This window comes from Streptomyces mauvecolor (genome assembly GCF_039532965.1).
Lineage (GTDB): Bacteria > Actinomycetota > Actinomycetes > Streptomycetales > Streptomycetaceae > Streptomyces > Streptomyces violascens.
Window position 1 is genome coordinate 93,972 of record NZ_BAAASQ010000030.1, and the last position, 14,140, is coordinate 108,111.

At 71.5% G+C, this 14,140-nt stretch carries 11 protein-coding genes; 9 read left to right on the plus strand and 2 right to left on the minus strand.

Going from position 1 to position 14,140, the window contains the following annotated elements; translation table 11 throughout:
- Window positions 1-287: 287 nt before the first annotated feature.
- From ABD346_RS32330 to ABD346_RS32340, 3 genes are all read left to right on the plus strand, one after another.
- Window positions 288-1,286, plus strand: coding sequence for an urea transporter (locus tag ABD346_RS32330; RefSeq protein ID WP_344379822.1), 999 nt, complete (start codon window positions 288-290; stop codon window positions 1,284-1,286).
- A 97-nt stretch (window positions 1,287-1,383) separates the two neighbouring features.
- The gene (locus ABD346_RS32335; protein WP_344379740.1) at window positions 1,384-3,456 is read left to right on the plus strand and encodes an MDR family MFS transporter; all 2,073 of its coding nucleotides are present in this window, start codon (window positions 1,384-1,386) and stop codon (window positions 3,454-3,456) included.
- Window positions 3,457-3,538: 82 nt separating this feature from the next.
- Entirely contained in the window at window positions 3,539-4,156 is a 618-nt protein-coding gene (locus ABD346_RS32340) for a TetR/AcrR family transcriptional regulator (RefSeq protein WP_344379742.1), read from the plus strand.
- Here ABD346_RS32340 and ABD346_RS32345 read toward each other — a convergent pair.
- Window positions 4,131-5,414 (minus strand): FAD-dependent oxidoreductase, encoded by a 1,284-nt coding sequence (locus ABD346_RS32345; RefSeq protein WP_344379744.1) that lies wholly within the window; start codon window positions 5,412-5,414, stop codon window positions 4,131-4,133. The two genes, ABD346_RS32340 and ABD346_RS32345, sit on opposite strands and share 26 nt — an antisense overlap.
- Window positions 5,415-5,600: 186 nt before the next feature.
- Between ABD346_RS32345 and ABD346_RS32350 the strand changes: the two genes are divergently transcribed.
- On the plus strand, window positions 5,601-8,474 hold the full coding sequence (locus ABD346_RS32350) for a glycoside hydrolase family 2 TIM barrel-domain containing protein (RefSeq protein ID WP_344379746.1): 2,874 nt from the start codon (window positions 5,601-5,603) through the stop codon (window positions 8,472-8,474).
- On the opposite strand, the gene ABD346_RS32355 is transcribed toward ABD346_RS32350, so the two are convergent.
- Window positions 8,464-8,883 carry a YchJ family protein gene (locus ABD346_RS32355; RefSeq protein ID WP_344379747.1) on the minus strand — a complete coding sequence of 140 codons (420 nt, stop codon included), beginning with the start codon at window positions 8,881-8,883 and terminating at the stop codon, window positions 8,464-8,466. The two genes, ABD346_RS32350 and ABD346_RS32355, sit on opposite strands and share 11 nt — an antisense overlap.
- Window positions 8,884-9,264: 381 nt before the next feature.
- Here ABD346_RS32355 and ABD346_RS32360 point away from each other — a divergent pair, with 381 nt between their 5' ends.
- The 5 genes from ABD346_RS32360 to ABD346_RS32380 all read left to right on the plus strand — a co-directional run bounded on the left by ABD346_RS32360 (window position 9,265) and on the right by ABD346_RS32380 (window position 14,134).
- Window positions 9,265-9,447, plus strand: a complete 183-nt coding sequence (locus ABD346_RS32360; RefSeq protein WP_344379749.1) for a hypothetical protein — start codon at window positions 9,265-9,267, stop codon at window positions 9,445-9,447.
- A gap of 20 nt (window positions 9,448-9,467) precedes the next feature.
- On the plus strand, window positions 9,468-10,715 hold the full coding sequence (locus tag ABD346_RS32365) for a hypothetical protein (RefSeq protein WP_344379751.1): 1,248 nt from the start codon (window positions 9,468-9,470) through the stop codon (window positions 10,713-10,715).
- A 94-nt stretch (window positions 10,716-10,809) separates the two neighbouring features.
- On the plus strand, window positions 10,810-11,418 hold the full coding sequence (locus ABD346_RS32370; protein WP_344379753.1) for a GOLPH3/VPS74 family protein: 609 nt from the start codon (window positions 10,810-10,812) through the stop codon (window positions 11,416-11,418).
- 181 nt (window positions 11,419-11,599) lie between these two features.
- Window positions 11,600-12,259 (plus strand): hypothetical protein, encoded by a 660-nt coding sequence (locus ABD346_RS32375; protein WP_344379754.1) that lies wholly within the window; start codon window positions 11,600-11,602, stop codon window positions 12,257-12,259.
- Between the two features lie 99 nt (window positions 12,260-12,358).
- The gene (locus tag ABD346_RS32380) at window positions 12,359-14,134 is read left to right on the plus strand and encodes a hydroxysqualene dehydroxylase (protein WP_344379756.1); all 1,776 of its coding nucleotides are present in this window, start codon (window positions 12,359-12,361) and stop codon (window positions 14,132-14,134) included.
- Window positions 14,135-14,140 lie beyond the last annotated feature (6 nt).

The following is a 14,140-nucleotide window of genomic DNA, read 5'->3' on the forward strand; positions in this document are numbered from 1 at the left end:
CCCGTCTCCGGCGCGTACGCGGCCACCACCGCGTGCCGCCGGACCCCGGGCGAAGGGGCCCGGCGGGGCCGGCGGGGCCGGCCGGGACCTTGCTCGTTCCATCGTCCGTATACGCCCGCTCTGGGCTGTCGTCGTATACAAACCTTTCCGGCCGCGCGGGTTCCGGACGGATTTATGCCTCATTCTGCCGATGTATGCCCCTTGCTAAGTCCCCTATGCCACCCCTTACTGTGCGCTTGGCTGTTACGGGCCGATTTCTTGGTAGGTACGGGGAGGGTCACGTGCGGATGCCGCGGGCGCGACAAGGTGGGCTGTTCGCGGTGCACGTGCTGCGCGGACAGGCGCAGGTGCACTTCATGCCGAGCGCGCTCACCGGGGTGATCTTCACGGTCGCGCTGTTCACCGCCGGCTGGCAGTACGGCCTCTACGGGCTGGTCGGCACCGCCATAGGGACCGGCACCGCCCAGCTGCTCGGGGTGGACCGGAGCAGGGTGTCCGCCGGGCTCGAAGGATTCAATGCCTGTCTCGTCGCGGTCGGCTTCGCGGTGTTCCTCGGGCCCGGGCATCCGTCCACGATGGTGCTCGCGGCGGGCGGCTGCGCGGTGGTCACCGTGGTGACCGCGGCCGCCACGACCCTGCTGCGCGGCTGGGGACTGCCCGCCCTGACGCTGCCCTTCTGCCTGATGGCGAGCGCCATGACGATCGCGGCGCCCGGCTTCGAGCGGGTGTGGCACGGCGGCCCGGCGACGGCCGGGCTGAGCCGTGCCGCGGAGGGGACGGTCGCCCTGGCCGTCGACGACGTGGCTCGCGCGTTCTTCGCGAACATCGCGCAGATCTTCCTCATGCCGCAGTGGTACGTCGGCCTGATCCTCCTGGTCGGCATCTTCGCGGCCAGCCGGACGGCGGGGGCCATGGCCTGCGTCGGAAGCGCCGTCGGCGTGGTGACCGCCTGGGCGCTCGGCGCCCCCACCGCCAGGATCGTGGACGGCACGATGGGCTACAACGCCGTGCTCGTCGCGATGGCGCTGTGCGGGGTGCTGCTCGCGGCCGACCGCTGGAGCCTCGGCTTCGCAGTGGTCGGGGCAGCAGCGGCCACCGTGCTCGGGCCCGCCCTGAACGCGCTCTTCGCACCGGCCGGCGGGCACTCCTTCACCTGGCCGTTCGTTCTCACCACCCTGGTGTTCGTCGCCTCGGTGCCCGCGCTGCCGAGGCTCCACCGCACCGGGCCGCCGGCCGTCCGGCCGCTCACCGAGCCGGTCGGTTCCGGCGTCGTGCTCGGGGCCTGAGGGAGGTCCTCGGGGACGCCCGGGAGAGCCCTCCGCCTCTTCACTCGCACGGCCTACACCGCATGCGTGTCACCTGGGGCGGTGTGAGGGTGCCAGTGTGACCACCGCCAGCGATACGGCACCCGTGTCCGCGCCGCCCGTGCTGGATGTCCGGCAGCGGAACATCGTGTTCGGGACGATCATGCTCGGGATGCTGCTTGCCGCGCTCGACCAGACCATCGTCGGCACCGCGCTCCCCACGATCGTCTCGGACCTCGGCGGCGCCGCCCACATGTCGTGGGTGGTCACCTCCTACCTCCTGGCGGAGACCGTCGCGACCGCCCTGGTCGGCAAGTTCGGCGACCTCTTCGGACGCAAGGTCGTCTTCCAGGTCTCGGCGATCACCTTCATCACCGGCTCGTTCCTGTGCGGCCTCGCGACGAACATGTCGCTCCTCATCGCCTGGCGGGCGCTCCAGGGCATCGGCGCGGGCGGCCTGATGGTGACCGCGATGGCGTTGATCGCCGATGTGATCCCGCTGCGCGAACGGGGCAAGTACCAGGGTGCGATCGGCGCCGTGTTCGGCGTCTCGACCGTCATCGGGCCGCTGCTGGGCGGGCTCTTCACCGACCATCTGAGCTGGCGCTGGGCGTTCTACGTGAATGTTCCCGTCGCCATCCTCGTGGTGATCGCGGCGGCCCGCACCATCCCCTCGGTCCGCTCGGTCGCCCAGCCCGTCATCGACTACCTCGGCATCGGTCTGGTCGCGGCCGGGGCCAGCGCCCTGATCCTCGCGACGAGCTGGGGCGGCAACGAGTTCGCCTGGGGCTCGCCGACGATCATCGCGCTGTTCGCGGGCGGTCTGATCGCCCTGGCGCTGTTCTGCTGGGTGGAGACCCGAGCCGTCGAGCCGATGCTGCCGATGCGCCTGTTCCGCAACCCCGTCTTCACGGTGTGTTCGGTGCTGAGCTTCATCGTGGGCTTCGCGATGCTCGGCGCGATGACGTTCCTGCCGACCTATCTCCAGTACGTCGACGGCGACTCGGCCACCGTCTCCGGCGTGCGCACCCTGCCCATGGTCATCGGCCTGCTCATCGCGTCGATCTTCAGCGGCAACGTGGTGAGCAAGACCGGCCGGTACCGGATCTTCCCCATCGTCGGCGCCCTGGTCATGGGGGTGGGCCTCTACCTGCTCTCGCTGATGGGACCCGACGTCAGCGCGTGGCTGGAATCGCTCTACATGCTGGTGCTCGGCCTCGGTATCGGGCTGTGCATGCAGGTACTCACCATCGCCGTGCAGAACACCGTCGACTACGCAGACCTGGGCACGGCGACGTCCGGTGTCACCTTCTTCCGTACGCTGGGCAGCTCGTTCGGCACCGCCGTCTTCGGCACCATCTACGCCAACACCCTCAAGCCGAACCTCCAGGACGGGGTGGCCGCGGCGGCGAAGCTCGGCGGCGCGAATCCGGCGCAGCTCGCGCAGGCCGCGCAGTCCCCGGCCGGGCTGCACCGACTGCCTCCGTCGACAGCCGCCCCCATCGTGCGGGCCTACTCCGAAAGCCTCCACACCGTCTTCCTGTGGACGGTGCCGGTCGCCGCGGTGGGCTTCCTGGTGGCGCTCTTCCTCAAACAGGTCGAGCTGCGCGACACCGCCCGGGCCGCCTCCACCGACATGGGCGAGGGCTTCGCGCAGCCGACGACGGGCGACCCCGCGAAAGTGCTCGAACTCGCCGTCGGCAAGATCGTGCGGGGCGCGGACATGAACACCGCGCGACGGATCGTCGCGGCCTCCGACACGCGGCTCGACGTGGCCGGGGCCTGGGCGGTCATGCAGGTCGAGCAGCACACGCGCATGGTCGGGCACGCGAGCCTCGGCCTGATCGCGTCGCGGCGCCATGTGCCGCCGGAGGTCCTCGTGCCGGTGTTCCAGCGGATGGTCGACGAGGGATTCCTCAGCCGCGAGGGCAGCTACTTCTCGCACACCCCGGCCGGCGAGCGCGAGGTCGCGGCCATCACCGACTCGTGGTCGGCGTGGCTGAACGAGCAGTTGGAGAAGGACCGCGGACGCCCGCGCAGTGCGGAACTGCGCGCCGCCGCGGACACCATCGCCAAGCGCCTGATGGCCGAGGACCTCGCGAACGGACTGCCCTCCGTCCGCGAGAAGGTGGCCGCCGCCGGCCCCTCCTGAGCTCGCGGTCCGCGCCCCCGCGGTCCCTGATACGGTCGGGAACCGGCAGGTCAGGGAGTTCGGAGCAAGGGATGGTGGCGGAATGCCGACTCGTCGGAGTGGCGATCCGGACCGGCCCACCTTCACCGAACAGGCCCGCCGCCGGCAGCTCGTCGAGGCCACCATCGACTCGATCGCCACCCGCGGCTACCCGGCCACCTCACTCGCCGCCATCGCCGAACAGGCCGGGGTCTCCAAGGCGGCCGTCCTCTACCACTACGCCTCCAAGGACAAGCTGACCGAGGCGACGCTGGCGCATGTGCTGGGCCGGTTCATGGCGTACGTCGGCGAACGCGTCGAGCGCGAGGCCGACCCGAAGGCGGCCCTCGTCGCCTATGTGCGGGCGATGATCGGCTACCAGCAGGCCAACCGGCGCCATGTGCGGGTGATCGTCGAGATGCTGCTCGACGACCAGGGCGGCACGAAGCTGAAGACGCCGGGCTCGCACGACACCGCCGGCCGCTGGCAGGGCCTGGCAGGTCTGCTGATGAAGGGTCAGGAGTCCGGCGACTTCCGCGAGTTCGACACCCGTACGGTGGCGTTGGCCATCGGCGGGGCGATCGACGGGGTGATCGCGCACTGGCTCGTCCACCCCGAGCTCGACCTGGACGCGGCCGCGGCCGAGCTGGTGGCCTTCACGCTGCTCGCCGTGGAGCGCTGAGGCTCCCCCACCAGCCGTATCTGCGGGCGAATCGGGGCGCGTGCTCGGGCCGTATGCCAACGCCGCCCAGGTATGCGGTCACGCCGCTCAGCGCCGGAATCCGCCGGACCAGGCGCAGCGGCAGGGGTAGCCGGTCGCTCCGCAGCGTCCCGTCGAGTGCGGGCTTCAGGAGCAGGTCGTGCTCGCCGCGCTGCTGCTTCTGCACGACGGTCACGGGAAGCCCACGTCGGCGTTGAACGCGCGCCAACTCCCGTGTGGTGACGCTTCGTCGGCGTAGTGGGCGGGCAAGGATGCGGGCGGCGGCGACCGCGTCCTGGACGGCCAGGTTGACGCCGACGCCGCCCACCGGGGACATGGTGTGGGCGGCGTCGCCGATGCACAGCAGTCCGTCGCGGTGCCAGCGGGGCAGCCGCCCCATCGTCACGTCGAGCAGTTTTACGTCGTCCCAGGACCGGATGGCGGCGGTCGCTTCCGCGTCCCAGCCGAAGAGTTGGCCGAGGCGGTCGCGCAGCCACTGGATGTCGTGGCCGCGCAGGGCCGCGTCCCGGCCCTTCGGGATCAGATAGGCGGTCTGGTAGTAGTCGCCCCGGTCCATGGTGACGGCCGCCTGGCCGCCGCCGAAGCGCGCGAAGACGCGGCCTTCCTTGACGCCGCCCCTGGGCGCGGGCACCCGCGCCTGCCAGACGTCCATCGGCACCTCGAACTCGTCCTGGAAAAGACCGGCTTCGCGGGCGACCACCGAATCCCGTCCGTCGCAGGCCACCGTGAGACCGGCAGCCAGTTCACCGGGCCGGCCGCGCTCGTCCACGTAGCGCACTCCTGTGATGCGGCCGCCCTCGGTGCGCAGCCCGGTCACGGCGGTGCGCATGCGCAGCGTGAACGACGGCTCCTCGGCCGCCGCTTCGGCGAGCAGGCCGAGGAAGTCCCACTGCGGCACCATCGCGATGTATTTGTGCGGTCCGGGGATGCGGCGGAAGTCGGCCATGACGACGGTCGTGCCGCCGATCTCCATCCGCATCTCCTCCAGCCTGCGCGCGGGCAGCGCCGCGAAGCGCTCTGAGAGGCCGAGTTCGTCCAGGAGCCGCAGGGTCGAGGGGTGGACGGTGTCGCCCCTGAAGTCGCGCAGGAAGTCCCCGTGTTTTTCCAGGACCGTCACGTCGACGCCGGCTCTCGCAAGCAGCAGTCCGAGCATCATCCCCGCCGGTCCCCCGCCGACGATGCAACAGGTCGTGCGCTGCACAGACTCAGCAGCTCCCACGTTCACCACTCCCTCTCCCGTGACGCGACCGGACCGACTCTAACCGATCGGTCAGTTCTCTGACCGCTTGGTAGTCAGCTACGCCGGAGCACGTGTGTGGCCGTCGATGAAAATCCCCCGTCACAGGGGTTCCTCGGCTCGCCGGTACGGCCGAGGATCTTCCCCAAGTCCCCATGAAGGAGATTCATGAGCACTGCACCCTGGTACGAGGAACCGTCGCCCGGCACCGGCTCGTTGGCGCCGCGGGCCTGGTCCGCCGCCTCCGACGCGGCACGCCTCTCGCTCGACGGGACGTGGCGGTTCCGGCTGTCTCCGAGGGCCGACTGCGAGGACACCTCGTTCACCGCGCCCGGGTACGACGCCTCCGGCTGGGCCGAACTCGCCGTGCCGGGCCACTGGGTGCTCCAGGGGCACGGCAGCCCGGCCTACACCAACGTCCGCTACCCCTTCCCCGTCGATCCCCCACGCGTGCCCACCGAGAACCCGACCGGCGACCATCTGCGCACCTTCGACGTGCCGGACGCGATGCGCGCCGACGGCGAGGTGCTCCTGCGGTTCGACGGGGTCGAGTCCTGCGCCCGGGTCTGGCTGAACGGCACCGAGCTCGGCACCTTCATGGGCAGTCGGCTGCCGCACGAGTTCGAGGTCGGCGCACTGCTCCGGCCGCACGGCAACGTCCTGGCCGTGCGGGTCCACCAGTGGTCGGCCGGCAGCTACCTGGAGGACCAGGACCAGTGGTGGATGCCGGGCATCTTCCGTGAGGTGACCCTGCTGCACCGGCCCCCGGGCGCGGCCGGCGACTTCTTCGTGCACTCCCCGTACGACCACCGCACCGGCCGGGGCACGCTGCGCGTCGAGAGCGCGGTCCCGGGGCGTGTGCTCGTCCCGGAGCTGGGGCTCGACCTCGCCACCGGTGAGAGCGCTCCCGTCCCCGTCGAGCCGTGGACGGCCGAGACGCCCCGGCTGTACACGGCCGAGCTGGTCACGCCCGGGGAGCGCGTTCCGTTGCGGGTCGGATTCCGTACGGTCGTGGTCGAGGACGGGCTCCTCAAGGTCAACGGGCGCCGGATCCTGTTCCGCGGGGTCAACCGCCACGAGTTCCACACCGAGACGGGCCGCACCCTCGGCCTCGCCACCATGCGCGAGGACCTGGTCCTCATGAAGCGGCACAACATCAACGCGGTGCGCACCAGTCACTATCCGCCGCACCCCGCGTTCCTGGAGCTCTGCGACGAGCTGGGTCTTTGGGTGATCGACGAGTGCGATCTGGAGACGCACGGCTTCGAGGAGGTGGGCTGGCGCGGCAACCCGGTCGACGACCCGCGCTGGACGCCCGCGCTCCTGGACCGCGCGGCCCGCATGGTCGAGCGCGACAAGAACCATCCCTCGGTGGTGCTCTGGTCGCTCGGCAACGAGTGCGGCACCGGGCAGGGCCTGAGCGCGATGGCCGACTGGATGCGCGAGCGCGACCCGGACCGCCCGATCCACTACGAGGGCGACCGTTCGTGCCGGGACACCGATGTGTACTCCCGCATGTACGCCTCGCAGGAGGAGACCGGCCGGATCGGCCGCCACGAGGACACGGACGGGCCGGGCGAGCGGGCCCGGCTCCCCTTCATTCTCTGCGAGTACGGGCACGCCATGGGCAATGGGCCCGGCGGTCTCACCGAGTACCAGGACCTGTTCGAGACGTACGAGCGCTGCCAGGGCGGGTTCGTCTGGGAGTGGATCGACCACGGCCTCGCCCACCCCGAGCTGGGCCACGCCTACGGCGGCGACTTCGGCGAGGAGCTGCACGACGGCAACTTCGTCTGCGACGGGCTCCTGTTCCCCGACCGCACCCCCTCCCCCGGCCTCGCCGAGTACAAGAAGGTGACCGAGCCGGTCAGGTTCGCCGGGGACGGCGCGGCGGGCACGCTGCACATCACCAACTGCCATGATTTCAGCGGGCTTTCGCACCTCTCCTTCGACTGGTCGTACGAGGTGGAGGGCAAGGCGGTGGCCTCGGGACCCCTCGCCGTTCCCGACCTCGCACCCGGCCGCAGCGCGGAGCTGAAACTGGACCCGCCGCCGGTCGCCGACGCCTCGCGCGAGGCGTACTGGACGGTTCGGGCGGTGCTCGCGCACGACACGCCCTGGGCGCCGCGCGGGCACGAGGTCGCCTGGAGCCAGCTTCCGGTGGTCCCGCGTCCCGCGCCGGCGCCCGTCGCCGGGATCGCTCCGGTCCGCGAGGGCCATCGGGTCACGCTCGGCCCGGCTGCGTTCGACTGCCGGACCGGTCTGCTCACGGAACTCGGCGGCATCCCGGTGGACGGGCCACGGCTCGATGTCTGGCGGGCGCCGACCGACAACGACGCGGGGGCGACGTGGGCGCCCGAGGAGCAGTACGCCCGCCGGTGGCGCGAGCTCGGCCTCGACCGCATGCAACACCGCCTGGACGAGATCGAGTTGACGGATGGTCACTTCGTGACGCGCTCGCGGGTGGCGCCCGCCGCCTCGGATCTGGGACTGCGGGTGACGTACACGTGGAGCGCCGACGGGGAGCGGGCGCGGCTCACGGTGTCGGTCACCCCCGAGGGCCCTTGGACGCTGCCGCTGCCACGGCTCGGCGTACGGATGGGACTGCCGGGCGCGTACGGGCAGGCCGAGTGGTTCGGCGCGGGGCCCGGCGAGGCCTATCCGGACACCCGGCGGGCCGCGCGCGTCGGACGCTGGAGCATGCCCGTCGAGGCGATGCAGACGCCGTACGTGCGGCCGCAGGAGAACGGGGCCCGCGCGGAGGTCCGGTGGGCCGAACTCCGCGACGGGCAAAGGGGGTTGAGAATCGAGGGCGACCCGGAGTTCTGGTTCACCGCCCGGCGCTGGGCCGGCGAGGAGCTGGCCGCGGCCCGCCATCTGCCCGACCTGGCCCCCGGTGACCGCGTCTGGCTCAACCTGGACCACGGCATGCAGGGAATCGGCTCGGCCTCATGCGGTCCTGGCGTGCTGACGGAGTATCAACTGCGGGCGCGGGAGGCCGAGTTCGGGTTCATCTTCGGCCCGCTCGGGGTCACTCGGTGAAGACCGCGTCGAGGTAGACCCAGGCGCCGTCGACGCGCGAGAACCGGCTCTGCTCGTGCAGGGAGCCGGCTTCGCCGTCATGGGTGTAGTGCGCCCGGAAGGTGACCGTGCCGGTGGCGTGGAAGGCGCTGCCGTCGGTGGTGTCCAGGATCTCCAGGCGGGTCCAGCGCATGCCGGGGTCGAAGTCGATCCCGGCGGGCCGGGTGTCCGGGTGCCAGCTGCGCAGCAGGTACGGCCCGTCCTGAACCGCGAAGGCGCTGAACCGCGAGCGCATCAGCGCCTCTGCGGTGGGGGCGGCGGCAGCGCCCGAGTGATAGCGGCCACAGCACTCGGCATAGGAGGCGGGCAGCCCGCAGGGGCAGGACGTGGGGACGGCGGGGCGTGCGGGGCGCTTGGTGCGACGGGACATGCCCTTATCTGATCACAGGGGGCCGCCTCCGCCGCATCGCCCGCCGGGTCGCCCGAGGCCGCCCCGGCGTCCACGTGGACTCGGCCGGAGTGAGTCCCCAAAAGGGGCAATGGGATGATCTAGGCGTGGTGGGGGTCGGCACAGGGGCCTGCCCGTGTCTCGTCGGCCGCATCCGGCGCTCCCGGGGGCCGGGCGGTGATGCGGTCCGGCACGTCGGTGTCGCCCCGGCGCGAGAGGCGTCTCGGGCCGGCTCCTGGCAGCCGCCGCCGGGACGGAAGCGCACGGCCGCCGGGTGTGATGTGCGTCTCGCGCGTCAACCAAACTCGCCCTCCCAGGCGTAGGCATGTCAAAGGACCGATCACGCGAGGAGTGGGGCTGCAGTTGACCGAGGAGGAGTTCACCGAGCGCTGGACCGCCCCGGTCCCCCGGCCTGCCGGAGGGCGGTTCGCCGTGACCGGCATCGAGACCTCGGGCCGGAGCCCGCTCGCCCGATGGCCGCGGCCGTGCGGCACGCCGTACTGCGGGAGCGGCCCGCCCGCAGCCCTCGACGCCCGACCACGCTGACCGCCTACCGAGAAAGCCCCATGAAGACTTCGACAACCACGGCGATCGGCGCCCACCGAATACCGGCGCAGGCCCAGCACTCCGCTCCCGCCGCCACGACCACCCATCCGCCCGACGGCACACCCCGCGCACCGGCCAAGACCACCTGGCCGCACAGAGCCTGGTACGCGGCATGGCCCGCGCTGGCGGTCTACGCGACCTCCGCCGTCCTCCACCTCGTCCTGCTCGCGGCCATGAGCCCGCCGGGGGCACCCGGCGTCCACGACAAGCTGCTCTCCTGGGACGGCGACCTCTACCGGTCCATCGCCCAGAACGGCTATCCCGACAGCTTCACCCATGACGCTTCCGGCAAACTCGTCGGCAACAACCTGGCGTTCTTCCCCGCCTACCCCGCGCTGATCCGCACCGTCCACGCCCTGACCGGGCTCGGCTACGGCACCGCCGCGCTGGTCGCCGCTCATCTCGCGATGATCGCCGCGCTCGTCGCCGTCCACCTCCTCGTGAGCCGGCTCTACGACCGCCGCACCGCCACCGTCGCCACCATCCTGCTGGCCTGCGCCCAGCCGATGGCACTGGCCTTCCTCATGGCGTACAGCGAGTCCCTGTTCCTGGCCCTGGCGGCCGCCACCCTCGTGGCCGCCCACCGCAAGGCCTGGCTCACCGCCGGAACCTTTGCCCTCCTCACGGGGCTGGCCCGGCCCGCCGCCGCGGCCGTGGCCGCGGCCCTGGTCGCGGCCGTCGTGCTGCACCTGATGCGCGAGCGCCGCGTGACGTGGCGCCCCCTCGCCGCCATCGCCCTGGCCTGTGCCGGAACCCCGGCCTACCTGTGGTGGGTGGGCCGGCGCCTCCATCAGACCGACGCCTGGTTCACCATCCAGCAGGCCGGCTGGGACACCCGCTGGGACAACGGCAGCTCGTTCTGGCACTTCCTCGGCTACGCGTTCACCGAGGCCGACGGCTGGGTCCCGGTCAGCACCGCCGTGCTGCTCCTCGCCCTCATCGTCGCCACCGCTCTCGCCTGGCAGCGCGGCACCTGGCCGCCGCTCCTGATCTACGGCACCGCGATCCTCGTCCTCACCCTCGGACAGAGCAACTACTACCACTCCAAGCTCCGCCTGGTGGTCCCCGCCCTGATCTTCCTGATCCCCCTCGCCCGCGCCCTGAGCCACGCCCGCCCACGCACCACGGTCATCGTCCTGACCGCGGCCTCCCTGTTCGGCTCCTGGTACGGCGCGTACATGCTCACCAGCTGGCAGTACGCCATCTGACGGCCCGGTGACCGGCCGGCGCGCCCCTCACCGGGGCGGGCGCCGACGGTGAGCCCCACTCCCGGCGCCGTCCCCGGCTCACTAGGATCCGCGCATGACCACAGCACGGGACCTGCTGCTCGTCAGCATGGATGGCACCGCCGCCCACCGCACCGTCGAGCAGGGCGACCTCTCGCTGGCCCTCGCCGGAGCCGAGCTGCTCGATCTCGCCGAAGCCGGGATCCTCACCCTGGACGGCGACCGCATCGTCCCCGGTCTGCCGCGCGAGCTGGATGACCGGCAGCTGACCGAAGCGGCGGCGGCCCTCGCCCGCCGGACACCGTACGAGTCCGTAGAGGACTGGCTATGGCGCCGGGGACGCGGCCTGTATGCGAGCTACCTCGGCGCCCTGGAGACGGAAGGCGGTGTCACCCGGCAGCACCGGCGCTGGATTCCGCTGCGCACCGGTCGCACCGCGGTGGCCGACTCACCGGAGAAGCGTCGCGCGGTGGAGCGGTGGGCCTCGGGCGAGCCCGTTCTCACCGGCCTCGCGGCCGCCGCCCGGCTCCGCGACGAGCCGCCCGAGGAGTTCGCCGACCGCACGGGCGACGCGGTCGTGACCGTGCTGGCCGCCGTCGACGACGCGGTGACGGAACTGGCGGCCGTACGCCAGCGGCGCAGCATCGAGGACGCGGCCTTCGACAACGTCTGGCGAGGCCAGTGACCCGCCGGTGACCCGGCCCCGGGCGGACGTCGCGCGTCGCCCGCCCCCTTCACCCTCCGGTACGACCACTCGATATCGGCCATACGTGGAGTTACCGCGGTTAACCCTGCGCCAGGGCCCTACGGTGATCCAGATGCGCCATCGGCGCAGCAACGTGAGCCATGGGGCAGGGAGTTGAGGCATGAAGCAGAGGTTGCGCGTCCTGGTCGCGGTCGGGGCCCTGACGCTGGGAGTGGTGGGAGCGGGCACCGCACAGGCCGCCACGACGGGGCGGGACTGCCCCACGGCGGAGATCTTCGCCACGAACAACACCGCGATCATCACCGATCCGGCCGACCCGCGACTCAAGAACCGTCTCACCCGCTTCGACCACGAAGTGCGCGGCATCATCCGCGCCAACGGGGCCCGGCCCGGCACCTCGAAGCTGCTCGACGGCGTCTTCTGGTCCGGCGACCTGAAGCAGACCACCTATGAGCGCTCACGCGAGTTCGACGTCAACAGGGTCGGCCGCGACGGCCTGCACCACATCGCCGGGGTCATCGCCAAGCAGTACCACCAGGAGTCCGTGCTGACCTTCCGCTGCCTGCCGCGTACGTCGCCGGAGACCGACGCGGTCGAGATCCAGGCGCCCGGCGTCTCCGCGACCCAGCTCCATGACGCGCTGGTCGCGGACCCCGAGGCTCGCGACGAGCTCGGCGGCGGGTCGGTCTCCCTCGACGGCCGGCTCACCCTCATCGCCCCGCTCGCCGACCTGCCGCTGGCCCAGAAGTTCACCACGTCACTGGGCGTCGACTGGGCGAAGGCCCAAGTCCGTTACGGGGACGAGGAATTCGTCTCTTAATCGCCGTTGGTTGAGCGCCGTTCCATCTTCCGGGATCGACGAGGCGACCGTATGCTCCTGCGCCGGACGTGACCGTTACCACCGGTAATAGGGAGCACTGTGGCGCGCACGGGCAGTACGAGACGGACTTTTGTCGCGGGTACGGCGGCGGCGGGCGCTCTGGCCGCCCTCGGGGTCGAGGCGCCCCCCGCCTCCGCCGCTCCGGGCACATCGACCGCGGGCAGCCAGAGCGTCGCCGTGCTCGGTGGCGGGGTCGCCGGGCTCACGGCCGCCCATGAGCTCGCCGAGCGCGGGTTCCGGGTGACGCTCTTCGAGCGCCGGGCGCTCGGCGGGAAGGCCCGCTCCATGGACGTACCGGACAGCGCGAAGGGCGGGCGCAAGCCGCTGCCCGCCGAGCACGGATTCCGGTTCATCCCCGGCATCTATCACAACCTGCCGGACACGATGCGGCGGATACCGTTCCCCGGCAACCAGCACGGCGTCTGGGACAACCTGGTGGCGCCGAAGGAAATGATGTTCGCGCGCACCGGCCAGGAGGATCTGCGCCTGCCGATGCCGGGGGCCGGCACGCCCCAGCCGCTCACCCTCGACGACATCCGCCGCGCCCTGACCGGGGTGCTCGGCACCTTCCAGCGGCTGCCCGCGCGCGAGGTCGCCTACTTCGTGGACCGGCTCGCGGTCTTCCTCACCAGCTGCCAGGAGCGCCGCGACAACCAGTGGGAGTCCACGCCCTGGTGGACGTTCACCCGGGCCGCGCAGATGAGCTACGACTACCAGCGCATCCTCGCCGTCGGTGTCACCCGCAACATCGTGGCGACCAAGGCGGAGGAGGCCAGCACCCGCACGGTGGGCAGCCTGCTCGAAGCCTTCATATTCAACGCGCTGGGCCGGGGTGCGGACGGCCCGCTCGACCGCATCCTCAACGCGCCGACCAACGAGGCGTGGATCGACCCCTGGGTCACCCAACTCCGTTCCCTGGGCGTCGAGTTCAAGGTGGGCTGGACCGTACGCGAAGTCACGTACGACGGAGGCAAGGTGACGGGTGTTCAGGTCGAGGACTCCGACGGAAGTGTTCGGACCGTGACCGCGGATCACTACGTCTCGGCGCTTCCCGTGGAGCACGCGCGGCCGACCTGGAGTGCGGCGATGCGTGCGGCCGACCCGCAGCTGGCGCGCTGCGACCAGCTGCGCACGGACTGGATGACGGGCATTCAGTTCTATCTGACCGAGCGGCCCGACATCGTGCACGGGCACGTCGACTGCATCGACTCGCAGTGGTCGCTGACGGCCATAGCGCAGGCCGAGCACTGGCCGCGGCGCCCGTTCGCCGCCGACTACGGCGACGGGACGGTCGTCGACTGCCTCTCCGTCGACATCTCCGAATGGGACAAGCCCGGGATCCTGTACGGCAAGACAGCCAAGCAGTGCACCCGGGAGGAAGTGGCGCGCGAGGTGTGGGCGCAGCTGAAGGCCGCGCTCAACGACACCGGCAAGACGGCCCTCAGCGACTCCAAACTGCACTCCTGGTTCCTGGACCCGGGCGTCTCCGGCATCGGGACGCCGAACCCGCAGAACGAGGACGAGCTGCTCATCCACCCCACGGGCACCTTCCACAACCGCCCGTCGGCCGCCACCAAGATCCCGAACTTCTATCTGGCGGGTGACTACGTGGCCGTCCCCATCGACCTGGCCACGATGGAGGGCGCCAACACCTCGGGACGCCTGGCCGCCAACGCCCTTCTGGACCGGGTGGGTTCGTCCGCGCCCCGCTGCACGGTGACCCCGCTGTACAGCGCTCCGGAGCTCGACTTCCTGAAGGGCAGCGACCGGCTGCGCCACCGGCTCGGCCTGCCGAACGTCTTCGACGTGGGGTGAGACACA

Excerpts from the sequence above, each read along its gene's own strand:
- ABD346_RS32370 (WP_344379753.1), top strand. The coding sequence starts at position 10,810 with ATGACCACAGCACGGGACCTGCTGCTCGTCAGCATGGATGGCACCGCC.
- ABD346_RS32340 (WP_344379742.1), top strand. The coding sequence starts at position 3,539 with ATGCCGACTCGTCGGAGTGGCGATCCGGACCGGCCCACCTTCACCGAA.
- ABD346_RS32375 (WP_344379754.1), top strand. The coding sequence starts at position 11,600 with ATGAAGCAGAGGTTGCGCGTCCTGGTCGCGGTCGGGGCCCTGACGCTG.
- ABD346_RS32330 (WP_344379822.1), top strand. The coding sequence starts at position 288 with ATGCCGCGGGCGCGACAAGGTGGGCTGTTCGCGGTGCACGTGCTGCGC.
- ABD346_RS32350 (WP_344379746.1), top strand. The coding sequence starts at position 5,601 with ATGAGCACTGCACCCTGGTACGAGGAACCGTCGCCCGGCACCGGCTCG.
- ABD346_RS32355 (WP_344379747.1), bottom strand. The coding sequence starts at position 8,883 with ATGTCCCGTCGCACCAAGCGCCCCGCACGCCCCGCCGTCCCCACGTCC.
- ABD346_RS32365 (WP_344379751.1), top strand. The coding sequence starts at position 9,468 with ATGAAGACTTCGACAACCACGGCGATCGGCGCCCACCGAATACCGGCG.